The sequence below is a fragment of the Aeromicrobium sp. 636 genome (assembly GCF_024433585.1).
In the GTDB taxonomy this organism is placed as follows: Bacteria; Actinomycetota; Actinomycetes; order Propionibacteriales; family Nocardioidaceae; genus Aeromicrobium; species Aeromicrobium senzhongii.
Genome location: NZ_WNJU01000003.1, coordinates 376731 through 401312, shown reverse-complemented (window position 1 = coordinate 401312; position 24582 = coordinate 376731). Strand labels below are relative to the sequence as shown.

The following is a 24582-nucleotide window of genomic DNA, read 5'->3' as shown; positions in this document are numbered from 1 at the left end:
CGCCCCGCCGGCCGGGCCCCCCCCCCCCCCCCCCCCGCCCCCCCCCCCCCCCCCCCCCCCCCCCCCCCCCCCCCCCCCCCCCACGACCGGCTCAGTCGATCTCGCGCTTGAGGATCTTGCCCGTCGCCGTCATCGGCAGTTCATCGCGGAACTCCACGATGCGCGGGTACTTGTACTGGGCGAACTGACCCTTGGCCCACTCGCGCAGCTCGGCCTCGGTCGTCTGGTCGTCGGGGTTCTTGACCACGACCGCCTTGATCTCCTCGCCGTGCGACTCGTGCGGGACGCCGATGACGGCGACCAGCGAGACCGCCGGGTGCGTCATCAGCACCTCCTCGAGCTCGCGCGGGTACACGTTGTAGCCGCCGCGGATGATCATGTCCTTGCTGCGGTCGACGATGTAGAAGTAGCCGTCGTCGTCCATGCGGGCCAGGTCGCCGGTGCGGAACCACTCGCCATGGATCGCCTCGGCGGTGGCCGCGGGCCGGTTGTAGTAGCCCTTCATGATGCCGTGACCCTTGATGGCGATCTCGCCGATGGCCTCGGGGTCGTGCGGCAGGTCGCTCCAGTCGTCGTTGATGAGCTTCATCTCGACGCCCTCGACCGGACGACCGATCGAGCCGACGCGGACGGGCTCGCCGCGCACGCCGAACGAGGCGACCGGCGACGTCTCGGAGAGGCCGTAGCCCTCCTGGATGACGATGCCGAACTTCTCCTCGAACTGACGATGGATGTCGGCCGGCAGGGCCGCGCCGCCGGAGGCCGCCACGCGCATGTTCTTGGCGATCGCCTCGACGTCGACGCCGCCGTCGGACGCCGCCAGCGCCTGCAGCAGGCCCCAGTACATCGTGGGCACGCCGGCGAAGAAGGTGATCTTCTCCTTGAGCAGCAGCGACAACGCGGCCTCGGGCTCGAAGCGCGGCAGGTAGACGATCGTGCCGCCGTACAGGACGGCGCTGTTCTGGATCACCGTCTGGCCGAAGATGTGGAACAGCGGCAGCACGGCCAGGTAGGTGTCCGGGTCGTCCTCGGTCGCGCCGAAGAGCGAGACGCCCAGCTTGGCGTTGGCCAGCAGGTTGCGGTGCATGAGCTCGGCGCCCTTGGGCTGGCCCGTGGTGCCGGACGTGTAGAGGATCACCGCGGTGTCGTCGTCGTCGCGCTCGACCGTGGTGAACTGCGGCGACTGCGCGGCCACGAGCGGGCCGTAGTACTCCGGCGGCTCCATCGGCTCGGGCGCGGCGGAGTCGAGCTTGATGAGGAAGAAGTCCTTGCAGCCCTCGACCTCGTTGAACCCGGCCCAGGCGCGGTCGCCGATCGGCAGGTCGGGCGTGCCCTCGAAGGCGAAGAAGGCCACCGCGTCGGAGTCGTCCAGGTGGTAGGCGACCTCACGCTCGGACAGCAGCACGTTCAGCGGCACGACGGACGCGCCGGCCTTGAGGATGCCGAAGTAGACGATCGTGAAGTACGGGACGTTCGGGATCGACATCGCGACCTTGTCGCCGGGCTTGATCCCGCGGGCCACGAGCAGGTTGGCCACCTGGTTCGCGGCGCCGTTGAGCTGCGCGTAGTTCAACCGGGTGTCGCCGAAGACGATCGCGGTGCGCTCGGGGTACTTGGCGGTCGTGTCGTCGAGGATGGCGGCGAGGTTGGTCACGGTGCCTTCTTTCCGGGGTGTGGCCTTCGTTACATCAGAACTGTAACGAAGGACGCGTCCGGACGGGGCGCGAGGCCCCGGGTCACCAGGTGAGGCCGGTGAGCCGCTCGTAGGCCTCGATGTACCGGTCGCGCGTGCGCTCGACGATCTCGTCCGGCAGCCGCGGCGGAGGCGTGTCGGAGGCACGGTCCCAGCCCGACTCGGGCGACGTCAGCCAGTCGCGGACGAACTGCTTGTCGTAGCTCGGCTGGGCCTGTCCCGGCTGGTACCGGTCGGCCGGCCAGAACCGGGACGAGTCGGGGGTCAGCACCTCGTCGGCGAGCACGATCGTGCCGTCGGGACGGGCTCCGAACTCGAGTTTGGTGTCGGCCAGGATGATCCCGCGCTCGCGGGCGATCTCCTCGGCGCGGCCGTAGACCGCCAACGTGAGGTCGCGCAGCCGCTCGGCCATCGGGGCACCCACGGTCTCGACGACCGCCTCGAAGGAGACGTTCTCGTCGTGCTCGCCCAGCTCGGCCTTCGTCGCGGGGGTGAAGATGGGGGTGTCGAGGCGCGAGCCGTCGACGAGTCCGTCCGGCAGCGGGATGCCGCACACGGCGCCGGTCTCGCGGTAGTCGGCCAGACCCGAACCGGTCAGGTAGCCGCGGGCGACGCACTCGACGGGGAACATGTCGAGCCGCTCGACGATCAGGGCATGGCCGGCGACCTCGGCCGGCACGTCGGTGCTGATCACGTGGTGCGGCACCAGATCGGCCAGCTGGTCGAACCACCACAGGCTCATTCGGGTGAGGATCTCGCCCTTGTCGGGGATCCCCGGCTCGAGGATGAAGTCGTAGGCACTGACCCGGTCGGACGCGACCATCAACAGGGCATCGCCGTACGTGTACAGGTCGCGGACCTTGCCCGAGTGCAGGTGGGTGGCTCCGGGGATCTCCAGCGGCATGGGAACAGGCTAGTGGGCCCCCTCCCCCGTCGTATCCGTGGCAGGCTGTGCCGGTGCCATCGACGAGGACCATGACCGCGACGCTGCTGACGGCGGCCCTCGTGGTCTACAGCGCCCAGGGAATGCTCGTGCCGGTCCTCGCGCCGGTGACCCGGGTCGTCGGCCTGGGCGAGGTCGACCTCGGTGCCGTGATGACGCTCTCGGCCGCGATGCTCGTGCTGACCGGTCCGTGGTGGGGCCGCCAGGTCGACCGCCACGGGGTCCACTCCGTGCTCGTGCGCGGCCTCGTCCTGGCCACGCTCGGCGCCGTGGGCTTCGCCGTCATGGTCCAGATCGCCGCGCACGAGGAGCTGCCGCGCTGGCTGGTGCTGTCGGTCTTCGCGCTGACCCGCGGCGTGCTCTACGGCCTGGGCTTCGCGGCGGTCCCGGTCGCGGGACTGACCTACCTCGCCTCGGCCAGTCAGGGTGCGATCGCCCGGACCAAGGCGATGGGCGCCTTCGGGGCGATGCAGGGCATCTCGCTGGTCGTCGGACCCGCGCTCGGCGGCCTGCTGGCGATCGGCGGCCTGCTGCTGCCCGTGCACGTGGCACCGGTGCTGGTCGCGGCCACCCTCGTCGCCGTCTGGCTGCTCCCCCGTCCCGAACGCCAGGAGCGCCCGCACGGCGAGCGGCTCGGCTGGCGCGACCCGCGGGTGCTGCCGTACCTGGTCGCCGGCGCGTCGCTCTTCCTCGGTCTGGCTCTCGTCGAGATCATCATGGGCTTCCTGGTCCAGGACCGGCTGGGCCTGTCGAACTCGGCCACGGCCCAGGTCGTCGCCCTCGCCGGCGTGCTCATCGGCATCGGCTTCGCCCTGACCCAGGCCTTCCTCGCGCCGCGGATCCCCGGCGGGCCGCGCGGACTGCTGGTCGCGGGAAGCCTGGTCGCCGCCGCGGGCTACGGCGGGGCGATCTTCGCCCCGAACCTCGCGACCCTGCTGCCGTCGATGGTGGTCGTCGCGGTGGGACTGGGCCTGGCGCTCCCGGGCTACAACGCCGGCGCCACGCTGGCCGTGGAACCGTCGGAGCATGCCGCGGTCGCCGGACAGCTCGCCGCCACCGTCGGCATGACCTACGTCGGCGGCCCGATCCTGGGCGCCGGGCTCTACGCGCTGCACCCGCTCGCGCCGATCATCGGCGCGGCGCTGCTCTCGGTCGCGGCGGCGATCCTGGCCGCCACACGGGTGACGCGCACCGCCTGAAGGTGACACCCTGAGCCATGGGCATCGTTCACCCGACCTCCGAGCTGACCCCGAGCAAGGCCGACCTCCTGGCAGCCTGGCTGCCCACGCAGTCCTGGTGGCCCCACGACGCCGAGGTGCGCCCCTTCCGGGCGAACTTCCGCCTCGACGACCCGACCGGCGAGGTGGGCATCGAGACGTTCCTGCTGCCGGTCCCCGGCGGTGTCGCGCAGGTCCCGGTGACCTACCGCTCGGCACCCCTCGACGGCGGCGTCCTCGTCGGCGAGCTCGAGCACTCGGTCCTGGGCCACCGCTGGGTCTACGACGGACCGAGCGACCCGGTCTACGTCGCCGAGACGACAGCCGTGATCCGGCACGCGGGAACCGAGGTCGACCTCGTGGACAGTGACGGCCACACGCTGCCGCGGCGCCCGACGACGGCCGCCGTGCGCGGATCCGGCGACGGCTCCGGCGAGCTCCACGTCGTCCGACTCGTGCCGGGGACGGTGCCGGCCGACGCCACGGGCACGCTGAGCGCCACGTGGACCGGGCAGCCCGAGCCGGCCGTCCTGGCCTGGTTGGCGCGCGTGGACTGAGCCTCGGGGCTCAGCGGTCGTCGTCGACGCCGTCGCGCTGCTGCTGCTGCTCGAGGCGCAGGAGGGCGACCTCCTCGGCCAGGGTGCGCGTGCGCTCCTCGAGCCGGCCCACCTCGAAGCTGTGCTGCACGTTCATCAGCAGCAGGATGAACAGCGCACCGAAGAACAGCAGGTTCGACGGCAGCTCGACGCCGACCAGCTCGGACAGCCTCGTCAGCGCCACCGGGAAGAGCGACAGCAGCAGTCCGCCCAGTCCGATCGCGACCCACAGGACCGCATACTTCTCGCGCAGGTGGCGGCGACGCAGCAGCTCGAACACGAACGCGAGCGTGACGATCGCCCCGACCAGACCCAGCACGTACGGGGCCATCAGACGAGCTCCTTCGGTTGGGTCTCGAGCGTGGCGGGCCACCGGCGCACGAGCGCCAGGCCGAGGGCCACGATCGCACGCGCCAGGTAGATCACGGCGCGCAACGGTGTCTGGCTGGCGGTGCCGCCGGCCCGCGGACGCATCGCGACCGGCACCTGCCGGATCGTGCACCCGCTGCGGGCGGCGATGACGAGCGACTCGACGGTGTCGCCGAGGTACTCCGCCGGGTAGTGCGCGGCGAACACCTCGAGGGCGCGCCGGTTGACCACGCGGAAGCCGCTCGTGGCGTCGGTGAGCTTCGTCCCCGCGATCCGGCTGAGCGCGCCGGCGAGGAGTCGCATCGCCAGACCGCGCATCACGCCCACGCGGTACTCGCCCGCTCCGGCGAACCGGGCGCCGATCACGACGTCGGCGTCGTCCAGCGCCGCGACGAGGTCCGGCAGGTACGCGGGGTCGTGCTGACCGTCGGCATCGAGCTGGGCGACCACGTCGTACCCGTGCCGCAGGCCGTAGCGGTAACCGGTGCGCATGGCGCCGCCCACGCCGAGGTTGTAGGGCAGCTGGCACACGGTCGCGCCCGTCGCGCGAGCCACCTCCGCCGTGCGGTCACCCGAGCCGTCGTCGACCACGAGCAGGTCCACGTCGGGCTGGCTCTCACGCAACTCGGCGATCGTCCGGGCGATGGACTCCTGCTCGTTCCACGCGGGAACCACCACGAGCACACGGCGATGCTTCATCCAATCGCTGGGCATGCACGGCAGTCTAGGACAATGGACTACAGCGACGGACCTTCCGGCGAACCGCCCACGGCGGGACTGGAGTACGCCCAGCGGCTCCAGCGTCTCTCCACCCGGGGGTGGAAGCGGATGCTCGACGTCCAGGCCCCCTACCGGTGGAACCTGCGCCGCCGCCTGGACGGGCGCATCCTCGACGTCGGTTGCGGCACGGGCCGCAATCTGGCCCACCTCTCCGCCGAGTCGGTCGGGGTCGACCACAACCCGCACTCCATCGGCGTGTGCCGCGATCGTGGGCTCACCGCGTTCACGGTCGAGGAGTTCTTCGCCGACGAGGACGCCCACGCCCCGGCCTCGTACGACGGACTGCTGGCCGCCCACCTGATCGAGCACCTGCCCGCCGAGGACGCGACCGAGATCCTCGCGTCGTACCTCCCGGCGATCAAGCCCGGCGGCACGATCATGTTCATCACGCCGCAGGAGCGCGGCTACGCCTCGGACAGCACCCACGTGGCGTTCACCGACTTCGACGCACTGCGCCAGATCGCGGACGACCTCGGCCTGCGCGAGACCCAGCGGTACTCGTTCCCGTTCCCGCGCGTGGTCGGACGCGTCTTCACCCACAACGAGTTCAACTTCCTCGCGGAGAACCCTCGGTGACCCAGGAGCCCCTCGACATCCTCGTCCCCTTCTGGGGCGAGCCGGCGCTGCTGCGCGAGACCGTCGCGAGCGTGCTGGCCCAGACCGACGACAACTGGCACCTGACGGTCGTGGACGACGACTACCCCGACCCGTCGGTGGCGCAGTACTTCGCCGACCTCGCCGATCCCCGCATCACGTACCTGCGCAACGAGCAGAACCTCGGCGTCACGGGCAACTTCCGCCGCTGCCTGGAGCTCGCCTCGCGCGAGCACGTCGTGTTCCTCGGCTGCGACGACCGCCTGCTGCCCCAGTTCGTCGAGGTCGTCGCCCGCGCCCGCCGCGAGGTGCCCGAGGCGACGATCATCGAGGTCGGCGTCCAGGTGATCGATCAGCACGGGGAACCGGTGTCGACCCTGGCCGACACCGTGAAGCAGCGCCTGTTCATGCCACGGAGCGACGGTCGCCAGCTGCTGTCGGGCGAGGAGCTGGCCGCCAGCCTGTTGCGGGCGAACTGGCTCTACTGGCCCTCGTTGGTGTTCCGCCGCGACACCTTGGCGGGGAAGGACTTCCGCGACGACCTCCCGCTGATCCAGGACCTCGGCCTGATCCGCGAGCTCATCACCGACGGTGCCGTGCTGCTGCTCGAGCCCGAGGTGGCGTTCGAGTACCGCCGGCACCTCGAGAGCGCCTCGGTCGCCGGCCTGTACGACGGCACCCGATTCGCCGGCGAGCGGATGTTCTTCGCCGAGTCGGCCGAGGTGATGGCCGCCCACGGCTGGCCGCGCGCCGCCCGGGCCGCGCGCTGGCACCTGACCTCGCGCCTGCACGCGCTCACGCTGGTGCCCGCGGCGCTGCGCCAGCGTGACTGGGCGGCGGTGCGCGGGCTGCTGCGGCACGCCGTGCGCTGACGGCTCAGGACCGTGGTGTCACCCCGGCACATCGCATGTCCCCGACCGTGACGAGCGGCTCGCCGACCGCCCGGCGCAACCTGGTGCGGGCGCGCCACAGGTCCTCCGGCACGCAGGCGACGGTGACGTCGAGGGTCGCCAACGACTCGCGCACGGTGCCCGCCGAAGGCAGCTCGCCACCGTCCACGAGGGACAGCAGATGGACCCGGGCGTGCCAGTCGTGCTCGGTTTTGGGGAGGCTCATCAGGTAGAAGTCCCGCGGGGCGACCACGTGGGTGTCGACGCGGGAGATCGCCAGGATCTCCATCTCCTTCGGCGGCAGCAACCACGTCCCGCGGGGCGGGTCGAGCGCCTCGAGCGCCCGCACGTTCGCCAGGGCCTCGGGCGAGACCTTCCACGCCGGCCGCGGCGTGAGTTGGGCGTCTTCCGGCTGCCAGAGCCACGTGCCGCCCAGCACGGGGACGAGGGTGACGGCGACCACGAGCGCGGCGCCGCCGGGCTCGGGGACCGGCAGGGTCACGAGCAGGCCGACGGCGATCCACAGCGGCAGGGCGATCGCCAGCCGCCATGCCACGGGACCGGCCCCGGTGGCGGCGTGGGCCAACTGGAACACGCCGGGCAGGAAGCACACCATGGTGGCGAGCGCCCCACATCCGAGCAGGACGCCGGCGGGACCGGGCGCCGTCCTCGGCAGCAGCACCAGCGCCAGGACGGCCAGTGCCGCCAGGGCGAAGGTGGCGCCCATCGCGATGTTGAACGCGACCGGTGCCGCCATGACGGTGGTGTCGTCGGTGGTGCCCACGGTGATCGGGGCGAGTGCCTGGACGAGCCCGTTGACCACCGGCGCCGCCGCGAACGCGACCGCACCGATCGCGAGCGATCGGGACCGCAGCACGAGCGCCGCCAGGACGGCAGCGGCCGCCACGACCGGCGCCAGCAGCGCCGACGTCGTGGACAGGCCGACGAAGGCGACGCCCGCGGCGGCGAGCAGGATCACGTCCACCGTGCGCATCCTGCGCGCGAGACGCGAGAGCCACCACCACACGAGGGGGACGAGGACCGCGTACGCGAGTGCCTTGCCCTGCCAGATGCGGCCCAGCGAGTAGTTGCCCACGATCGTGTCGGCGCTCGCCAGCAGGAAGACGATCGCGACGAGGAACGCCGGCAGCGCCCGGCGCGCCGCCCAGCCGCGGACCAGCCGCCACGACGTCCAGCCGATCAGGACGGCTGCCGCCGGGGCCATCACGAGGTAGGAGAAGGTGGCGGCCTGGACACCGATCGCGTGGGCGAGGGCGCCTTGGAGCGCCTCGATCGAGGGCGTGGGCAGACCTCCTCCGTACGTGGACTCCCACTCCCCCGAGCTGAACATCGTGTCGCGCAGCGTGGGGGTGCCGTGCGTGGCCACCCAGGTCGCGCGGTTCACGTAGTAGACGTCGTCCGCGTCGGGCCGGACCAGGAAGAGCGTCAGGGCGCCGAGGCCGAGGCTGACCGCGAGTGCCACGAGGTGGGCACCCATCGGGACGTCTGGCTCCGCAGGGGCATCGTCCACCGGGTCGGGCTCGCGAGCGCCGAGCCACGGGACCAACTGCAGGACGAGCGCTGCACCGGCGGCCACCGCGAGCGGCCACACCAGGTCGTGATCGCGCAACAGCAGCAGGGCGAGCGTGGCCACCACCACCACGGCGAGCAGGACGAGGCCTCCGACAGGACGCCGGGCCTCCGACGACCAGACGCGCGGCTGGTCCGTCCGCACCGCGCGCAGACCGCCCACCACGACGAGACCGGCGGTCAGCACGACCCAGGGCCACGCGGCCGGGAGCAGCGACCACTGCGTCTTCAGCGCGATCAGGTAGAACAGCGTCCACGCCGCGAAGGACAGGACGATGCCCTCGAGGGCACCGTCCAGGAACCGGGGCCAGGCGCGCCAGCGGATCACAAAATGTCGCCCGGACTGTAGGCGGCCGCCTCCGGGTGGCGCTTGAGGACGGCCCCGACCTGACCGACCACGGCGGCGACCTGCGACACCGCGGCGCCGGTGAAGGCCAGCGGCTCGGCGACGAGCCGGCGCAGGTCGTCGGCCGTCAGGCCCAGTCGCTCGTCGGCGGCGAGCCGATCGAGCAGGTCGTTCTCGGCCGTGCCCTTCTCGCGCATCTCGAGGGCCACGCCGACCGCGTGCTCCTTGATGGCCTCGTGGGCAGTCTCACGGCCGACGCCGTGACGGACGGCGGCCATGAGCACCTTGGTCGTGGCCAGGAACGGCAGGTACCGGTCCAGCTCGCGCTGGATCACCGCGGGAAAGACGCCGAACTCGTCGAGGACCGTCAGGAAGGTCTCGAACAGGCCGTCGGCGGCGTAGAAGGCGTCGGGCAGCGCGACCCGGCGCACGACGGAGCACGAGACGTCGCCCTCGTTCCACTGGTCGCCGGACAGCTCGCCCACCATCGAGGCGTAGCCGCGCAGCACGACCGCGAGGCCGTTGACCCGCTCGCACGAGCGCGTGTTCATCTTGTGCGGCATGGCCGAGGAGCCCACCTGGCCGGGCTTGAAGCCTTCGGTGACCAGCTCGTTGCCGGCCATGAGGCGGATCGTCAGGGCCAGGCTCGACGGGGCGGCGACCAGCTGCACGAGGGAGCTGACGGCGTCGAAGTCCAGCGACCGGGGGTAGACCTGGCCGACGCTGGTGAAGGTGCGCTCGAAGCCCAGGTGCGCCGCGACACGCTGCTCCAGGTCGGCCAGCTTGGACTCGTCGCCACCGAGCAGGTCGAGCATGTCCTGGCCCGTGCCCACCGGGCCCTTGATCCCGCGCAGCGGGTAACGGGCGATCAGCTGCTCGACGCGCTCGATCCCGATGAGCAGCTCGTCGGCGGTCGTGGCGAAGCGCTTGCCCAGCGTCGTGGCCTGCGCGGCGACGTTGTGGCTGCGGCCGGCCATCACGAGCTCGGCGTGCTCGGCCGCCAGCCGGCCCAGTCGCGCCAGGGCGGCGACCGCGCGGTCGCGCACCAACATGAGCGAGGCGCGCACCTGCAGCTGCTCGACGTTCTCGGTCAGATCGCGCGAGGTCATGCCCTTGTGGATGTGCTCGCTGCCCGCGAGGGCCGCGAACTCCTCGATGCGGGCCTTCACGTCGTGGCGGGTGATCCGCTCGCGGGCCGCGATCGAGTCCAGGTCGACCTGGTCGACGACCGCCTCGTGGGCCTCGATCACGCCGTCCGGCGTCTCGATGCCGAGGTCGCGCTGCGCCTTGAGCACGGCGATCCAGAGTTGACGCTCGAGGACGATCTTGTGTTCGGGCGACCAGATCCGAGCCAGCTCGGCGGACGCGTAACGGGAGGCCAGGACGTTCGGGGTGGTCACGCGCCCCATTGTCGCAGGACCGGCGGCCGACGCGAGAGCATGCTCGACCCGCGAACCGTCAGGCGGCTCCGTACGGATCGAGGACCACGCGTCCGTCGTCGTCGAGGACGTGACCCTGGCGCTTGACACTGCGCACGACCGTCGCGCGGTTGCGGACCCGCCAGCCCGGAATGTTGGCCGCGGCCCTCGTCTCGAGGTCGTAGACCGCGTCCAGCGAGGCGAACCGCGCCACCAGGGCGAGGTTCGCGGGACCGATCACCGCCGCGCAGCGCAGCACGGGCCTCTCGGCGCCGATGACCCGGCCGGCGGCGTGGGGGTCGTCGGTGCAGACCTCGAGCAGCACGGCGCGACCCGCACCACCCGCCGACGCCACGACATCGCACCCCAGCCGCAAGGCACCGGAGCTGAGGACGCGCTCGAGCAGTCGGCGAGCGGTCGGCTCGGGCTTGTCGAGGCGACGGCCGATGTCGGCCACGCTCATGCGGGGGTCCTCCCGCAGGATCTGCGTGACCTTCTCGAGCGTCTCGGCGTCCGGCGGCGTCGCCGGGCCCGTCCGCGGTCGTGCCAGGCCGCTCCTCTGCTCCTCGGTCAGGACGTCGAGCTGCCACTGGCCGTCCTCACGGTGCACCTCGGCGAGGAAGTACATCCGCGTGCGGACGATGTCCGGATCGGACGCCACGAGCTCCTCCACCGTCTGGCGCATCGTCGCGATCCCGCGACCGATGAGGACGACCGCGAGGTCGTCGTCGCCGGCGAGCAGGTCGACGGCGTAGACCTCGGGCACGGCCGCGATCCGCTCACCCACCCGGGCCTCGGCGCCGGGGCGGCAGCGCAGCTTCAGCAGGACACCGTCACGATCGGGCGCCAACTGCTCCGCGCTGGGCCGGACCACGAACCAGGCGAGGCGCTCCTCGACGAGCCGGTCCCACCGCCGTGCCGCGGTGGCGGGATCGACGCCGAGCGTGCGCGCGATCGCGCTCCACGGGGCGCGCGGCGCCACCTGGAGGGCGTGGACGAGCGCGAGATCGATGTCCGGGAGCTCCGGCAGGCACTGCGCCGATCCATACATGCGTCGGAGAATAGCGGCCCGGCGGGCCGAGTCCATGGATCGACCGAGGGGCGGGAGCGTCAGCGGGGGACGGACGCCGCGATGTCGGTGCGGTGGTGGGCGCCCCGGATCGAGATGAGGTCCACCCCCGCGTAGGCACGCCGACGCGCCTCGTCCAGGTCCGCTCCGACGCCGGTGACCGACAGGACCCGGCCGCCCGCCGTCACGAGGTTGCCGTCCTCGTCCATCTTCGTGCCGGCGTGGATCACGTCGACGCCCTCCAGCGCGTCCGCCTTCTCGACGCCCTCGATCCGGTCGCCCGTGACGGGGGCCTCGGGGTAGCCCTCCGCAGCGATGACGACCGTCACCGCGGCACCGTCGTGCCACTGCGGCAGGCCGACCTCGCCGAGCGTCCCGGTCGCCGCGCCGTGCAGCAGCGCCGCGAGCGAGGTCTTCAGCAGCGGGAGCAGCGCCTGGGTCTCGGGGTCGCCGAAGCGCGCGTTGAACTCGACCACCCGGGTGCCTCGGCCGGTGAGGGCCAGTCCCGCGTAGAGCAGTCCCTGGAAGGGCGTGCCGCGCGCGGCCATCTCCTGGACCGTCGGCACGAGCACGCGCCGCGACACCTCGGCGACGAGACCCTCGGGCGCCCAGTCCAGCGGCGTGTAGGCGCCCATGCCGCCGGTGTTCGGGCCCTCGTCACCGTCACGGGCGCGCTTGAAGTCCTGGGCGGGCTGCAGCGGCAGCACCGTCGAGCCGTCGGTGATCGCGAACAGCGAGACCTCGGGGCCGTCGAGGTACTCCTCGATCACGACGCGGTCGCACGAGACGCCGTGGTCCAGGGCGACCTGACGGTCCTCGGTGACGACGACACCCTTGCCGGCCGCCAGGGCGTCGTCCTTCACGACGTAGGGCGCCCCGAACGCGTCGAGCGCGTCCGCGACCTCGTCGGGCGTCTCGCACACGCGCGCGAGGGCGGTGGGGACGTCCGCCGCCGCCATGACCTGCTTGGCGAACGCCTTCGAGCCCTCGAGCTGGGCGGCCTCGGCGCTGGGGCCGAAGCAGGCGATGCCGGCCTCGCGGACGGCGTCGGCGACACCGGCCACCAGGGGCGCCTCGGGACCGACGACGACGAGATCCGCACCGATCCGCGAGGCGAGGTCGGCGACCGCCGCACCGTCGAGCGGATCGACGGGATGCAGCGAGGCGACTGCGGCCATGCCGGGGTTGCCGGGCGCCGCGTGCACCTCGGTGACCTGGGGGTCGCGGGACAGGGCCAGGGCCAGGGCGTGCTCACGGCCGCCGGTGCCGATGACGAGAACCTTCACGCGCCGAGCCTAGCGAGCGGCGTCCGTCTCCTGTCCATCCGCGGCCGCACTCTGGCGCGCGATCACGGCGAGAGCGCTCCACGGCTGCGGCTCATCGACCCCGGTCAGGAAGGACCCCCACGTCAGCGGGACGTCCTGCGGGAGGCTCAGCTCGTCGAACGCGCGGCTCCAGCCGCCCAGCAGGCGGGCGTCGTACCGGCCCGACGCCAGCAGGAAGGACGTGATGGCCGAGATGGTGGCGCGACGGCTGTCGTCCGTGTCGCGCAAGAGCTCGGCCAGGTCGGCGCCGAAGGCCTCCGCGTCGAACTCGGGCCACGAGACCGCCGCGTACAGGCCGTCGCGGAGCAGGTCGGGCAGGCGGTCCCAGCCGGCCACGTCCTCGCGGGACGGCTCCGACACCGTGGTGGCCAGCGCCATCACGACGCCCCGTGCCCCCACCCCGGCGAAGAACTCGGCCATGACCTCGGGGCGTGTGCGCTGGCGCTCCAGGACGCGCAGCACCCGCGTCAGCTCGGCGGAGTCCTGACGGCTCGGCTGCTCGGTCGCGAGCGATTCGGTCATCGGCGGCTCGTCCCTTTCGTCCCGCTGCGGTGCGTCCGGGGACGCGTGGAGATCGGTCATGCGTCCTCAGTCCCAGAAGCTGATGGTGTCCCAGGCCTTCGAGGCCGTCTCACTGATCTCGTCCCAGTGGTCGACCACCTCGGCGCCGGCCCACACCAGGCCGCTGCCGACGGCCAGGGCGCCCGTCACCGGGTTGGGCGCGACGAGGAAGGCGGTCGTCGAGGCGCTGAAGGCCGTCTCGGCCACGTCGGCGACGTACCCCGCGCCCTCGCGCTCGAAGGCATCGATCGGGTTGCCCTGCTGGACGAGATTCGCCACGCCGGCGCCCGTGCTGACGACACCACCGACGATGCCCAGGCCGCGCATGGCGCCCAGGCCGCTGGTCCGGAAGCTCGACGGGCTGCCCCATCCCGCGTTGCGCAGGGGCGACCCGGGCGTGTTCACCCACTTCGGCGGCTTGAGCAGGCTCGCGGGCGGCGCGAGGTGGCGCGGGCCGTTCAGCATCCAGCGCGCCCAGTCGCCCGCCCGCCCGGACTGCTGCGCGAGCTTCGTGAGCATCGTGCGGCCCACGAGACCGGTCTGGAAGACCGGCGCGACGCCGCGCGACATCTTCGTCATCTTGCCCAGCGCCGTGGCCAGGGAGATCAGGGGGAAGTCGTCGTCGTTGCCGAAGATGTTGCCGAACTCAGCGCCCAGGTACTCGCCGAGCATGTCGTTGAGCTGCTCCTGGATGCCGGCGAGCGACATCGACACCTTGCCCTCGCCCGACGAGTCGAGCAGCACCGCCACGTCGGCCAGTCCGTAGAGCATCGTGGCCTGCTCCTCGAGCCACGTCGCCTTGTTCTCGATGCCGTCGAGGCTGGGCAGCGCGACGGGACTGGCGCTGCGCGCCGACGCCGCGTTGGTGCGGATCTTCTGGGCGAGCTCCTCGGCGCGCGTGGCGGCGGTGGTGAGCAGTTCGTAGTCGAGTTCGACGGTCATGGGGGGCGTGCGTTCCTCTCCCGAGCGGAGGACGGTGGGATGGGCGGAGAGAGTCAGTCGTCGGAGGCGGCGGCGCGGCCCGTGACGACGTCGCCGAGCGCCGCGAGGACGGCCTCCAGGTCGAGCGGCACGAGCGTGACGTCGACCGGCTCGGCGCCCTCGCGCGGCGGGTGGTCGACCCGGTACCAGCCCTGACCGCCCGCGTCGACGATCGTGACGCCTGCGTCGATGCCGCGCTGCGCCCAGTTGCCGTTGGCGCGCCACGCCAGCCGCCAGTTCTCGATGATCGCGTCGAGGGCCGCGTCGCCGGTGGGCTCGACACCGCGCGCCGAGACGGCGGCGTCGAGCACGGTCGTGTCGGTGGTGACGACCTGGCGGTCGCCGGCGACCTCGCGATGGAAGATCCCCAGCCACTGACGCAGCTGGTCGCGCAGCAGGCCGAACTCGGTGGCCGTCACGACGACCGCCCCCTCGGCGTCCGGCGCACTGGTGGTGGCGCGCCCGTCCGGCAGCCAGCCGATGAACATCGGCGACAGGGTCGATCCGTCGAAGCGCTCGACGACCACGGACCGCGCCGGAGCCACGGCGACCTCGACCAGGCCGGCGGCCGTGGGGTTGAGGCCGGCAGACCCGACGAGTCCTGCCTGGCGCAGCCGGGCGGGCACGTCACCGGGCGCGGTCGTGCCCGCGTGCACCTCCGCGAGCAGCAGCAGATCGTCGTAGCCGACCGTCAGTTGCAGGAAGGTCTCGTCGAGGTGAGGCACAGCAGCTCCAGTCTTGGCGGTGTCGTCGTTCACGGGGGTCACCACGGGGTGACCTTGTCCCAGGCCTTCGAGGCCTTCTTGCTGATGGCGGACGTCTTCTCGGTGATGTCGTCCCAATTGTCCACGACCTCGGCACCGGCCCAGACCAGTCCGCTGCCCACGGCGGCTGCGCCGGTGACCGGGTTCGGAGCGACGAGGAACGCGGTGCCCGAGGCGGCGAAGGCCGTCTCGGCGACGTCGGCAACGTATCCGGCCCCCTCGCGCTTGAACGCCTTGTCGGGGCGGCCCTGCTGGTAGAGGTTGTGCGCGCCGTTGGCGGTGCTCAGCGCGCCTCCGGCGACACCGAGGACACGGAATGCCGCGAGCCCGCCCTTGCCCGCCTTCGCCAACGGGTCCGCCCAGCCACCGGTGGGCAGCATCTTTCCCTGGCCCGCCCACGCCGGTATCGCTCCCCCGAGGGCCCTCGGCAGTGCTTGCCGCTTGCCGCCGCCCTTGAGCATCCAATCGGCCCACTGTGCGCTGCGCCCACCCTGCTCCAGCATGCGGTTGAGCAGCAGCCGGCCGGTTCGCGTGGTCTGGAAGACCGGGGCCACCCCTTGACTGGTCCCCCTCATCGCGTCGATGCCCAGGGCGACCTCGATCCACGGGAAGTCCGTGTTGTCACCGAGCCCGTAATTGTCGTTGAACCTGGCCGTGAGGTACGAGCCCAGCACCTCCTCGAGGACGGCGCCGACCTCTTCGAGCGGCAGGTCGACCTGTCCGGACTCGTCGAGCAGGAGGGCCGTGTCGGCCAGGCCGCTCAGGACCTTGACCTGTTCCTCGAGCCAGTCGGCCTTCTTCTCGATGCCGTCGAGGCTGGCCAGGTGGACCGGGCTCGCCTGCCGTGCCGCCGCGGCGTTCGTGCGGATCCGGGACGCCAGCGCCTCGGCGCGCGTGGCGGCCAGGGTGAGCTTCTCGTAGTCGAGCTCGACGGTCATCGGTGCGTCTCCCTCATCGCGAACCAGAAGGCCACGTGCTCGGGGCGCGTGCCAGGCGCCACCCACGGCGGAACGACGCCATACTGGCCCGGCAGCGTGTAATGCCACGCGAAGTCGTCCCACGGAGCGCCCCACCGACGCGTGGACACCAAGGTCCCGGAATCGTCCGTCAAGGTGAGGAAGGTGGGCAACCCGCGGAGGGTGAGACGCATCCCCGGCAGGACGAACGACGGGTCGCCACTGATCTGCTGGCGGGCCCGCCGGAAGAACAGGCCCATCGGACCGCCCGGCTCGTTCGTGACGACGGCGACCTGCCTCCCGTCGAGCTCGACGGGCACCCCGTCGAGGAAGCGGCTGGCGAAGCGCTGCTTCTCCTGCTCAGCCTTCGACCGCCGGTCGGTGAGGTCCAACGCCACGGTGGAATCCCCGACGGTCGCCTCGACCGAGTTCACCCGGACCACCACGTGCACCGGGCCCCACCAGCTCCGGCTGAATCGGCTCCACTCGTACCGGACTCTGTCGCTCAACGTCGTCTCCCCCAGGCGCTCATCGGCAGGTCTCCCCGTCGCAAGCCACCGAGGGGCGTGACCCCGAGTCACCCGCGATGGGACCACACCCTAGCGACACTCCACCAGGTGGCGCAGGCGCATCAGACCGCCAGGGCCTCCTTGACCGCGAGCCACAGGGCGATGTGCTCGGGCCGGGCCTCACGGGCCACCTTCGGGGGGACGAGGTCGTGCTCGCGCACGATCGACCACTCGGTCACGGCCATGTTCAGCGGCGAGGCCCACCGCCGGGAGGCGACGAGGTTCCCCGCGCCGCTGCGCAGGGTCAGCAGGAACGGCAGCCCGCGATGGGTGAACGCCAGGCCCGGCAGCACGAACCGGTCGTCACCGGTCACCGCGAGCTGCTGCCGTCGCGCCAGACCGGTGCGACTGCCGGACGAGGTCGTGACGGTCGCGACCTGCTCACCGTTCCACGTGACGGGAACGCCGTCGGCGAAGACGCTGCGGTACGGGTCGGCCTGCCGCTCGGCGGCGGGACGACGGTCGGTCAGATCGATGCCGACGACGACGTCGCCGAGCTGGACCTCGATCGAGTCCCGGCGCCTCACCAGGTGGGCCGGCCCCCACCGGGACCACCGGTGGGCGCGCCACTCGTACCGGACGTCGTTCACCACGTCTCCCCCCATGACGGCGCCGGACCTCAGAGCAGGTCGTGCAGGACGATCGTCTGCTCGCGGCCCGGGCCGACACCGACGGTGCTGATCCGGGCGCCGCTGATCGCCTCGACGGCCCGGACGTACGCCTGGGCGTTCGCCGGCAGGTCCGAGAACTCGCGAGCGCCGCTGATGTCCTCGGTCCAACCGGGGAAGTACTCGTAGATCGGCTTCGCGTGGTGGAAGCCGGTCTGCGTCATCGGCATCTCGTCGACCCGCTCGCCGTCGACGTCGTACGCCACGCAGACCGGGATCTGCTCCCAGCCCGTCAGGACGTCGAGCTTGGTCAGGACGAAGTCGGTGACGCCGTTGATCCGGGCCGCGTACCGGGCGACGGGCGCGTCGTACCAGCCGCAGCGCCGCGGGCGGCCGGTCGTGGTGCCGAACTCGCCGCCGTTGATCCGCAGGCGCTCGCCGTCCTCGTCGAACAGCTCGGTGGGGAACGGGCCCTCACCGACGCGCGTGGCGTAGGCCTTGACGATGCCGATGACGCGGGTGACGCGGGTCGGCGGGATGCCCGAACCGGTGCAGGCGCCGCCGGTCGTGGCCGAGGAGCTCGTCACGAACGGGTAGGTGCCGTGGTCGACGTCGAGCAAGGTGGCCTGGCCGGCCTCCAGCAGGACGGTCTTGTCGGCCTTCAGCGCCTCCTCGAGCACGAGCGTCGTGTCGGCGACCATCGGGCGGAGCCGGTCGACGTGGCTGAGCAGCGACTCGACGATCTCGTCGGCGGAGACCGCGCGCCGGTTGTAGATCTTGGTGAGGATCTGGTTCTTGAGGTCCAGGGCGCCCTCGACCTTCGCGCGCAGGATCTTCTCGTCGAAGAGGTCCTGGATGCGGATGCCGAGCCGGTTCATCTTGTCGGCGTAGGTCGGGCCGATGCCGCGACCGGTGGTGCCGATGCGGCGGCTGCCCAGGAAGCGCTCGTTGACCTTGTCCAGCGTGCGGTTGTAGTCGGCGATGATGTGCGCGTTGGCGCTGACCAGCAGGCGCGAGGTGTCGATCCCCCGCTCGTTCAGTCCGTCGATCTCCTGGAACAGCACGTCGAGGTCGATCACGACGCCGTTGCCGATGACCGGGACGCAACCGGGCGAGAGGATGCCGCTGGGCAGCAGGTGCAGGGCGTACTTCTCGTCGCCGATGACCACCGTGTGTCCGGCGTTGTTGCCGCCGTTGAACTTCACGACGTAGTCCACGCGACTGCCCAGAAGGTCGGTCGCCTTGCCCTTGCCCTCGTCACCCCACTGGGCTCCGACGATCACGACTGCGGGCATGCGTTGCCACCCCTCCATCAGACGGAAAGCCCCGTGAGAGGGGCTCGTGCCCGCCAATCCTACCGAGGACGCCGCCCGCGGGCGATGAGTGTGGGGCCGGACGGGCCTTCTGCGCTCAAATATCAGGCATCTGCACCATTTCTGACGTAGTGACCGACGTCACGCCGAAGTGCAGTAGCCTCCGTGCAACGACTCATGTAACCGTGAGTTGCAAACCCCCCGGCCCCATCCCGGCGGCAGAAGGAGACCCCATGCATCCCCACCGTCTGACACTCGTCCCCGCGGGCGATGTCCACCTGTGGGTGCCGCGCTCCTCGACGCTGCGTGCCTTCGCGACGACCGCCCCCGATCCGCGACCCGTCACGCCCGACCAGGAGCGCCGCCTGCAGGTCGCGGGGGTGCCCCGCCGGCCCGAGGACGAGGTCAACCCCTGGATCGGGATGCGCGCCACCTTGCACGGGGCCGACTTCGTCTCCTTCGCCGGCACCCTGCGCCGTTTCTGTGCCCGTCACGAGAGTCTGCGCTGCATGTTCGTGCGGCGGGACGACGACACCTTCGAGCGCCGCATCGTCGAGCCGGAGATGATCGGCTTCCAGCCCCGCCACCTCGGCCACTACGACGACCGCGGCGAGGCCTTCGACGTGGTCATGGCCGAGCTGGACGACCGGACCGGTCCTCTCTCGTGGCCCAACGCCACCGTCCTCACCGTGACCGAGGAGAACGGTGACATCACGGTCTTCGCCGCCTTCGACCACGTGACCTTCGACGGTTACAGCGCCTACCTGACGATCGGCGAGCTCAAGCAGCACCTCGAGGCCGAGCTGAACCACGCACCGCTGCCCGCGCCCGTCGGCAGCTACGTCGACTTCGCCGTCGAGCAACGCGCCGTCCAGAGCTCCATCACCGTCGACAGTCCCGCCCTCGAGCCGTGGCGGCGGGCAGTCGACGCCACCGGCAACCTGCCCGGACTGCCCCGCGCCACGGGCGTCCGGCGCGGCGACGAGCTGCGCCACCGCCTGCGGTTCCCCACGTTCGCCGGACCCAAGCTCAGCGAGGCCTTCCGGCTGTGGTGCGACCAGCACCGCGCGCCCCAGCCCCTGGCGTACACCGCGGTGCTGCTGCGCGCGATGGTTGCCGAGGAGGACGACGACCGGATCACGGTCCTGATGTCCACCCACAACCGCAACCGGCCCGAGTGGCACAAGGCCATCGGCTGGTTCTCCGGCGTCGTCCCGATCACCGTCGACCTGGGCGCGGACCTGCCCCTGGCCGAGGCCATCCGTCGCACGGCCCAGGCGTGGATGTTCGGCAAGACCGCCGAGACCGTGCCCCTCCCCCTGGCCAACCGCCTGCTGGGTACCTCGATGCGCCCGGCCACCGTGCTGTCCTTCATGGACTCGCGCCACGTCCCGGGTCGCGAGGACTGGGAGGAGATGGACTCGACCGTCTTCCTGGGCGAGGTCGAGCCCAGCGACGAGATGCACATCTACATCAACGCCATGCCCTACGGCACCGAGCTGGCGCACCGCGCCCCGGACACGCCGCCGTGCACCGAGTGGCTCGACCGGGTGATGGGCCGCATGCGCGACCAGATGGTCGCGGTGACGCGCCAGGTGAACGACCCCATGGAGGCGCTGGCATGAGAATGGCTCGGATCGAGGAGCTCGAGACGATCGACGGCGAGGTCTTCCTGCTCCGTCCGTCCGAGGAGTCCCGCGCCGCCCTGGCCGAGGCGCCCGCCAACGGCCAGCGCCCGTCCTACATGCAGGACCAGCACGTGCGGCTGCGCCGCGCGATGGAGCGCGTGGGCTCGGCCGACGCCAACTGGCTCGGCCTGTGCTTCGACGTGCCCGGCGCTCTCGACGTCGACGCCCTCGAGCGTGCCGTCACCTCGTGGCTGCGCCGCCACGAGGTCATGTGGGGCACGTTCCGCGACGACCCCACCGACCCCGACGGCGAGATGACGCGCCACGCGATCGACCCCGAGCAGCTCACCGTGTCGGTGACGCCCCTGGGCGCGCACTCCGGCGACGAGGTCAACCAGGTCATCCTCAAGAACTTCACCGACGCCGTGGATCCGATCGACAACTTCGGCTACGCGATCGCCGGGGTGCGCGGCACCGATCGCTCCACCATCTTCTGCGGGCTCGACCACTGCTACGGCGACGGCTTCAGCGTCCTGCTGGCGTACATGGAGCTGTCCCAGCTGTACGCAGCCGAGACCGGACGCCCGTACACCGAACTGCCGCCGACCCTGGGCTACATGACGTACGCCCAGCAGGAGCGCGCCGACGCCCAGCAGTACGACATCGAGCACCCGGCCATGCAGTTCTGGGCCGACTACGCGATGGACGGCGCCGGTGCGATGGACGGCTTCCCGATGGACCTGGGGATCGCCGAGGGCGAGCGGTTCTGGCTCGTGCCGATGGACTACGACATCCTCACCGGCGAGGAGTGTGAGCGACTCGAGGAGATCGCGAAGCAGGAGGGCGCCACGTTCCCCTCGGTCATCTATGCGTCCTTCGCGATGGCCGCGCGCGACCTGGCCGGCAAGAGCGCCTACCGCTTCCTCAACCCCGTCGCGACCCGCAACACCCCCGAGACGCTCACGACGATGGGCTGGATGGTCAACGTCCTGCCCATCCACATCCCCGTCGGGCCCGGCGACGGCCTGTTCGAGATCGCCCGCGGCGTACGCCAGAAGTTCCGCGACGCCCGCGTCTGCGAGCCGGTGCCCGCACTGCGGGTCATGGAGGTCATCCGCGAGGTCTTCGGCTTCTCGCCCGACGACACCAGCCGTCCCGCGATCGTGTCCTACCTCGACGGCCGGATGATCCCGGGCCAGGAGCAGTGGGCCGCCGATCGCTTCTACGGCACGACCGGCCAGGGCTACGACGACAACGTCAACGTGTGGATCAACCGCACGCCCACCGACCTGTACGTGATGTGCAGCGTTCCGCAAACGCCGACGGCGATCGAGAACGTGGATCGGTTCTTCACGCACGCCTCGGGAATCCTGCGCCAGACGTTGGCCCGGTAGCGTCGAGGAGTGAACTCATGGCTCGCGGTCAGCAATGCCGGTGCAGGCTCGTCCGACGAGACCGTGATCGAGGAGGCGCTCGGCGCCCTGCGGCACGCCGCTGACGTCGAGCACGTCGCCACGGAGGACCCCGACGATCTCGCCCGGACGCTCGCCGAGCATCCCGACGTGGACCTCGTCGTCGCCATGGGCGGCGACGGCAGCCTGCATGCCGTCGTCCAGGCGCTGTACGACGCCGGCCGACTGCCGGGCACCGCGGTGGGGCTGGTCCCGCTGGGCACGGGCAACGACTTCGCCCGGACGCTCGAGCTCGACGAGGACCCCGTCTTGGCTGCCCGCGACCTCGGCGCCGGCACCGAGCGCGACATCGACCTCATCGTCGACGACCACGACATCGTCGTCGTGAACGCCGCTCACGTGGGGATCGGCGCCGAGGCCGCCGCCCGCGCCGAGCCGGTCAAGTGGGCGCTCGGCCCCCTCGCCTACGTGCTGGGCGCCCTGTCGACCCTCTTCACCCGCGGCGCCGACGTGCACGTCACGATCGACGACCGCACGCTCAGCGGGCACATCGCGCAGGTGGCGGTGGGCAACGGCCGGTTCGTCGGCGGCGGCGGCGAGCTGCTGCCGCGCGCCGTCATCGACGACGGCCTGATGGACGTGGCCGTGGCGTTCGCCGCCCGGGTGCCGCAGCGCATCGCCTACGCCCTGCACCTGCGCCGCGGGACGCACCCGGGCGCCGATTTCGTCCACTACACCCGGGCGACCTCGGTCAAGGTCGTCGGTGAGGCCGTCCGGTGCACCACCGACGGCGAGCTCACCGAGATGCGCACCGAGCACGCGTGGACCGTGACGCCCGGCGGCCTGCGGATGCGCCTGCCGAAGACCGGCTCGGCCAGTCGAGTCAGCTGACGAGCGCCTCGTAGCCCTCGAGGCTGGACTCGCGCAGGAACTCGCGGCAGCGGTGCGCCTCGGCGTCGTCGCCCAGGCGCTCGCTCGCGGTGGCCAGCACGGCCAGCGAGTGCAGGAAGCCGCGGTTCGCCTCGTGCGACCACGGGACCGGGCCGAAGCCCTTCCACCCGTTGCGGCGCAGCGAGTCCAGCGACCGGTGGTAGGCCGTCCGCGCGAACGCGTACCCCTCGAGATCGCGTCCCTGCGCGAGCGCGGCCTCGGACAGTCGGGCCCAGGCGGCGACCGAGTCGGGATGGCGCTCGGCCACCTCCTCGGGCCCGGCACCCTCGGCCAGCAGGGCGGCACCGGGGTCCTCCGGCAGCAGGGTCTCGGGCGGCTCTCCCAGCAGGTTCGTCATGCTGGCGAGCCTAGACGCGACCGCCCAGCCTCACCTCTGGTGGGTGTGGGCGATGTAGACGTCGCACGGGGCGTGCGCGGCGACGTCCCGAGCGATGCTGCCCAGGATGCGGGTCAGGCCCTGCACGCGCTTGTTGCCCACGACGATGACGTCGGCGCCGAGCTCCGCGGCGGCCTTGACCAGCGCGTCGGCCGGGTTGCCCTCGGCGGGTGCGTACGTCATCTCCAGGTCGGGGAAGTTCTTGCGCAGCTCGGTGAACACGTCCTCGGCCACGCCCTTGGCGGTCAGCTCGCTGGTGACCAGCACCTCGGCCTTCCCGTGCGCGATCCGCTCGGCCTCGAAGGCCCCGTAGGCCGACAGGATGTGCAGCCGGGCGCCCAGGCCGGACGCGAGGACGGCGGCCTTGTCAGCGGCAGCGGCAGCGGTCTCGGAGTTGTCGACGCCGGTCACGACGATCTTGGCCATGATTCCCCTTCCGGCCGGGCGGTGGACGACCGGCTTCCACCCGGAGCGTAGTGGTCCCGAGGGCCCGACGGGCCCGCTCGCAGCGGGATTCCATCCCCCGGACGGTCCCCCGGCGTGGGGACATGGGAACGGCGGGGACGATCGACTCGTCCCCGCCGTTTCGCGTGCTGCTGCTGCGTCAGTGCGTGCCGGCGCTGCGCAGGTTCTGGCAGGCCTCGACGACGCGCGCGGCCATGCCGGCCTCGGCGGCCTTGCCCCAGGCGCGCGGGTCGTACGCCTTCTTGTTGCCGACCTCGCCGTCGACCTTGAGGACGCCGTCGTAGTTCTGGAACATGTGGCCCGCGACCGGACGCGTGAACGCGTACTGGGTGTCGGTGTCGACGTTCATCTTGACGACGCCGTAGTCGACGGCGGCGCTAATCTCCTCGGGCAGGGATCCCGATCCGCCGTGGAAGACGAAGTCGAAGGCGCGCTCCTTGCCGAACTTGGCGGCGACGGCTTCCTGGGCGGCCTTGAGGACCTCGGGACGCAGCTTGACGTTGCCGGGCTTGTAGACGCCGTGCACGTTGCCGAACGTCAGCGCCGTCAGGTAGCGGCCCTTCTCGCCCAGACCGAGCGCCTCGACGGTCGCGATGGCGTCCTCGGGCGAGGTGTAGAGCTTGTCGTTGATCTCCGCCTCGACACCGTCCTCCTCGCCACCGACGACGCCGATCTCGACCTCGAGGATGACGTTCGCGGCGTGCGCCTTGGCCAGCAGCTCCTGGGCGATCTCGAGGTTCTCGGCCAGCGGCACGGCCGAGCCGTCCCACATGTGCGACTGGAAGTACGGCAGTCCGCCGCTCTTCACGCGCTCGGTCGACGCCTCGAGCAGCGGACGGACGAAGCCGTCCAGCTTGTCCTTGGGGCAGTGGTCGGTGTGCAGCGCGACGTTGATCGGGTACTTCTTGGCGACCTCTTGCGCGAACGCGGCGAAGGCCAGCGAGCCCGAGACCATGTTCTTGATGGTGGGGCCGGAGAAGTAGTCGGCACCGCCGGTGGAGACCTGGATGATCCCGTCGCTGCCGGCCTCGGCGAATCCGGCCAGGGCGGCGTTCAGCGTCTGCGACGACGAGACGTTGATCGCGGGGTAGGCGAAGGAGTTGTTCTTCGCCTTGTCCAGCATCTCTGCGTAGACCTCGGGAGTGGCGACGGGCATGGGTCCTCCTGT

At 71.5% G+C, this 24582-nt stretch carries 25 protein-coding genes; 7 read left to right on the top strand and 18 right to left on the bottom strand.

Annotation, left to right across the window (positions count from 1 at the left end; translation table 11 throughout):
* Nucleotides 1–91: 91 nt before the first annotated feature.
* Nucleotides 92–1654, bottom strand: coding sequence for a long-chain fatty acid--CoA ligase (locus GL325_RS12790; RefSeq protein WP_187769790.1), 1563 nt, complete (start codon nt 1652–1654; stop codon nt 92–94).
* An 82-nt stretch (nt 1655–1736) separates the two neighbouring features.
* The gene (locus GL325_RS12785) at nt 1737–2597 is read right to left on the bottom strand and encodes a phosphoribosylaminoimidazolesuccinocarboxamide synthase (protein WP_187769789.1); all 861 of its coding nucleotides are present in this window, start codon (nt 2595–2597) and stop codon (nt 1737–1739) included.
* A 71-nt stretch (nt 2598–2668) separates the two neighbouring features.
* On the opposite strand from GL325_RS12785, the gene GL325_RS12780 reads away from it, so the two are divergent.
* Both GL325_RS12780 and GL325_RS12775 read left to right on the top strand, forming a co-directional pair.
* Nucleotides 2669–3835 (top strand): MFS transporter, encoded by a 1167-nt coding sequence (locus tag GL325_RS12780; RefSeq protein WP_154596018.1) that lies wholly within the window; start codon nt 2669–2671, stop codon nt 3833–3835.
* A gap of 17 nt (nt 3836–3852) precedes the next feature.
* The gene (locus GL325_RS12775; protein ID WP_154596019.1) at nt 3853–4410 is read left to right on the top strand and encodes a hypothetical protein; all 558 of its coding nucleotides are present in this window, start codon (nt 3853–3855) and stop codon (nt 4408–4410) included.
* A gap of 10 nt (nt 4411–4420) precedes the next feature.
* Here the strand turns inward: GL325_RS12775 and GL325_RS12770 are convergent, their stop codons facing one another.
* Entirely contained in the window at nt 4421–4780 is a 360-nt protein-coding gene (locus GL325_RS12770) for a DUF2304 domain-containing protein (protein ID WP_230081300.1), read from the bottom strand.
* Complete coding sequence (locus tag GL325_RS12765) at nt 4780–5532, bottom strand: glycosyltransferase family 2 protein (protein WP_230081301.1); 753 nt, start codon at nt 5530–5532, stop codon at nt 4780–4782. The genes GL325_RS12770 and GL325_RS12765 overlap by 1 nt, the downstream gene beginning before the upstream one ends.
* Before the next feature lie 18 nt (nt 5533–5550).
* Here GL325_RS12765 and GL325_RS12760 point away from each other — a divergent pair, with 18 nt between their 5' ends.
* Nucleotides 5551–6174, top strand: a complete 624-nt coding sequence (locus GL325_RS12760) for a bifunctional 2-polyprenyl-6-hydroxyphenol methylase/3-demethylubiquinol 3-O-methyltransferase UbiG (RefSeq protein WP_154596020.1) — start codon at nt 5551–5553, stop codon at nt 6172–6174.
* Nucleotides 6171–7064: a glycosyltransferase family 2 protein gene (locus tag GL325_RS12755; protein WP_187769788.1), complete on the top strand. Its 894-nt coding sequence runs from the start codon at nt 6171–6173 to the stop codon at nt 7062–7064. The genes GL325_RS12760 and GL325_RS12755 overlap by 4 nt, the downstream gene beginning before the upstream one ends.
* 4 nt (nt 7065–7068) lie before the next feature.
* On the opposite strand, the gene GL325_RS12750 is transcribed toward GL325_RS12755, so the two are convergent.
* The 11 genes from GL325_RS12750 to GL325_RS12700 form a co-directional block, all read right to left on the bottom strand.
* The gene (locus GL325_RS12750) at nt 7069–9000 is read right to left on the bottom strand and encodes a DUF6077 domain-containing protein (protein ID WP_187769787.1); all 1932 of its coding nucleotides are present in this window, start codon (nt 8998–9000) and stop codon (nt 7069–7071) included.
* A complete protein-coding gene (purB, locus tag GL325_RS12745; RefSeq protein WP_187769786.1) occupies nt 8997–10427 on the bottom strand; it encodes an adenylosuccinate lyase in 1431 nt (476 codons plus the stop codon). Before purB ends, GL325_RS12750 begins: the two co-directional genes overlap by 4 nt.
* A gap of 49 nt (nt 10428–10476) precedes the next feature.
* Entirely contained in the window at nt 10477–11487 is a 1011-nt protein-coding gene (locus GL325_RS12740) for an Lrp/AsnC family transcriptional regulator (RefSeq protein WP_187411679.1), read from the bottom strand.
* 59 nt (nt 11488–11546) lie between these two features.
* On the bottom strand, nt 11547–12791 hold the full coding sequence (gene purD, locus GL325_RS12735) for a phosphoribosylamine--glycine ligase (RefSeq protein WP_187411678.1): 1245 nt from the start codon (nt 12789–12791) through the stop codon (nt 11547–11549).
* Nucleotides 12792–12800: 9 nt separating this feature from the next.
* On the bottom strand, nt 12801–13352 hold the full coding sequence (locus GL325_RS12730; RefSeq protein WP_187769785.1) for a hypothetical protein: 552 nt from the start codon (nt 13350–13352) through the stop codon (nt 12801–12803).
* 66 nt (nt 13353–13418) lie between these two features.
* Nucleotides 13419–14333, bottom strand: coding sequence for a hypothetical protein (locus tag GL325_RS12725; protein WP_187769784.1), 915 nt, complete (start codon nt 14331–14333; stop codon nt 13419–13421).
* A gap of 53 nt (nt 14334–14386) precedes the next feature.
* Entirely contained in the window at nt 14387–15142 is a 756-nt protein-coding gene (locus GL325_RS12720; RefSeq protein ID WP_187769783.1) for a hypothetical protein, read from the bottom strand.
* Complete coding sequence (locus GL325_RS12715; protein ID WP_187769782.1) at nt 15136–16074, bottom strand: hypothetical protein; 939 nt, start codon at nt 16072–16074, stop codon at nt 15136–15138. The genes GL325_RS12720 and GL325_RS12715 overlap by 7 nt, the downstream gene beginning before the upstream one ends.
* Nucleotides 16071–16601, bottom strand: a complete 531-nt coding sequence (locus GL325_RS12710; RefSeq protein ID WP_187769781.1) for a hypothetical protein — start codon at nt 16599–16601, stop codon at nt 16071–16073. The genes GL325_RS12715 and GL325_RS12710 overlap by 4 nt, the downstream gene beginning before the upstream one ends.
* 122 nt (nt 16602–16723) lie before the next feature.
* Nucleotides 16724–17251, bottom strand: coding sequence for a hypothetical protein (locus GL325_RS12705; RefSeq protein WP_187769780.1), 528 nt, complete (start codon nt 17249–17251; stop codon nt 16724–16726).
* A gap of 29 nt (nt 17252–17280) precedes the next feature.
* Nucleotides 17281–18564 (bottom strand): adenylosuccinate synthase, encoded by a 1284-nt coding sequence (locus GL325_RS12700; RefSeq protein ID WP_154596030.1) that lies wholly within the window; start codon nt 18562–18564, stop codon nt 17281–17283.
* A 251-nt stretch (nt 18565–18815) separates the two neighbouring features.
* On the opposite strand from GL325_RS12700, the gene GL325_RS12695 reads away from it, so the two are divergent.
* Genes GL325_RS12695 through GL325_RS12685 form a run of 3 tightly spaced genes read left to right on the top strand, consistent with a single transcriptional unit; the run spans nt 18816 to nt 22513 of the window.
* Nucleotides 18816–20207: a condensation domain-containing protein gene (locus GL325_RS12695; protein WP_187769779.1), complete on the top strand. Its 1392-nt coding sequence runs from the start codon at nt 18816–18818 to the stop codon at nt 20205–20207.
* Entirely contained in the window at nt 20204–21604 is a 1401-nt protein-coding gene (locus GL325_RS12690) for a condensation domain-containing protein (RefSeq protein ID WP_187769778.1), read from the top strand. The genes GL325_RS12695 and GL325_RS12690 overlap by 4 nt, the downstream gene beginning before the upstream one ends.
* 9 nt (nt 21605–21613) lie before the next feature.
* Nucleotides 21614–22513, top strand: coding sequence for a YegS/Rv2252/BmrU family lipid kinase (locus tag GL325_RS12685; RefSeq protein ID WP_187769777.1), 900 nt, complete (start codon nt 21614–21616; stop codon nt 22511–22513).
* Here the strand turns inward: GL325_RS12685 and GL325_RS12680 are convergent.
* The 3 genes from GL325_RS12680 to fbaA form a co-directional block, all read right to left on the bottom strand.
* Nucleotides 22506–22910 (bottom strand): DUF3151 domain-containing protein, encoded by a 405-nt coding sequence (locus tag GL325_RS12680; protein ID WP_154596034.1) that lies wholly within the window; start codon nt 22908–22910, stop codon nt 22506–22508. The genes GL325_RS12685 and GL325_RS12680 overlap by 8 nt on opposite strands.
* 30 nt (nt 22911–22940) lie before the next feature.
* Nucleotides 22941–23375, bottom strand: coding sequence for a universal stress protein (locus tag GL325_RS12675; RefSeq protein ID WP_154596035.1), 435 nt, complete (start codon nt 23373–23375; stop codon nt 22941–22943).
* A 178-nt stretch (nt 23376–23553) separates the two neighbouring features.
* A complete protein-coding gene (gene fbaA, locus GL325_RS12670; RefSeq protein WP_154596036.1) occupies nt 23554–24570 on the bottom strand; it encodes a class II fructose-bisphosphate aldolase in 1017 nt (338 codons plus the stop codon).
* Nucleotides 24571–24582: the final 12 nt, after the last annotated feature.

Coding starts and splice junctions, on each gene's coding strand:
- GL325_RS12770 (WP_230081300.1), bottom strand. CDS start 4,780: ATGGCCCCGTACGTGCTGGGTCTGGTCGGGGCGATCGTCACGCTCGCG.
- GL325_RS12730 (WP_187769785.1), bottom strand. CDS start 13,352: ATGACCGAATCGCTCGCGACCGAGCAGCCGAGCCGTCAGGACTCCGCC.
- GL325_RS12740 (WP_187411679.1), bottom strand. CDS start 11,487: ATGTATGGATCGGCGCAGTGCCTGCCGGAGCTCCCGGACATCGATCTC.
- GL325_RS12695 (WP_187769779.1), top strand. CDS start 18,816: ATGCATCCCCACCGTCTGACACTCGTCCCCGCGGGCGATGTCCACCTG.
- GL325_RS12690 (WP_187769778.1), top strand. CDS start 20,204: ATGAGAATGGCTCGGATCGAGGAGCTCGAGACGATCGACGGCGAGGTC.
- GL325_RS12760 (WP_154596020.1), top strand. CDS start 5,551: ATGGACTACAGCGACGGACCTTCCGGCGAACCGCCCACGGCGGGACTG.
- GL325_RS12785 (WP_187769789.1), bottom strand. CDS start 2,597: ATGCCGCTGGAGATCCCCGGAGCCACCCACCTGCACTCGGGCAAGGTC.
- GL325_RS12725 (WP_187769784.1), bottom strand. CDS start 14,333: ATGACCGTCGAACTCGACTACGAACTGCTCACCACCGCCGCCACGCGC.
- purB (WP_187769786.1), bottom strand. CDS start 10,427: ATGGGGCGCGTGACCACCCCGAACGTCCTGGCCTCCCGTTACGCGTCC.
- GL325_RS12700 (WP_154596030.1), bottom strand. CDS start 18,564: ATGCCCGCAGTCGTGATCGTCGGAGCCCAGTGGGGTGACGAGGGCAAG.
- GL325_RS12780 (WP_154596018.1), top strand. CDS start 2,669: ATGACCGCGACGCTGCTGACGGCGGCCCTCGTGGTCTACAGCGCCCAG.
- fbaA (WP_154596036.1), bottom strand. CDS start 24,570: ATGCCCGTCGCCACTCCCGAGGTCTACGCAGAGATGCTGGACAAGGCG.
- GL325_RS12680 (WP_154596034.1), bottom strand. CDS start 22,910: ATGACGAACCTGCTGGGAGAGCCGCCCGAGACCCTGCTGCCGGAGGAC.
- GL325_RS12715 (WP_187769782.1), bottom strand. CDS start 16,074: ATGACCGTCGAGCTCGACTACGAGAAGCTCACCCTGGCCGCCACGCGC.
- GL325_RS12775 (WP_154596019.1), top strand. CDS start 3,853: ATGGGCATCGTTCACCCGACCTCCGAGCTGACCCCGAGCAAGGCCGAC.
- GL325_RS12765 (WP_230081301.1), bottom strand. CDS start 5,532: ATGCCCAGCGATTGGATGAAGCATCGCCGTGTGCTCGTGGTGGTTCCC.
- GL325_RS12675 (WP_154596035.1), bottom strand. CDS start 23,375: ATGGCCAAGATCGTCGTGACCGGCGTCGACAACTCCGAGACCGCTGCC.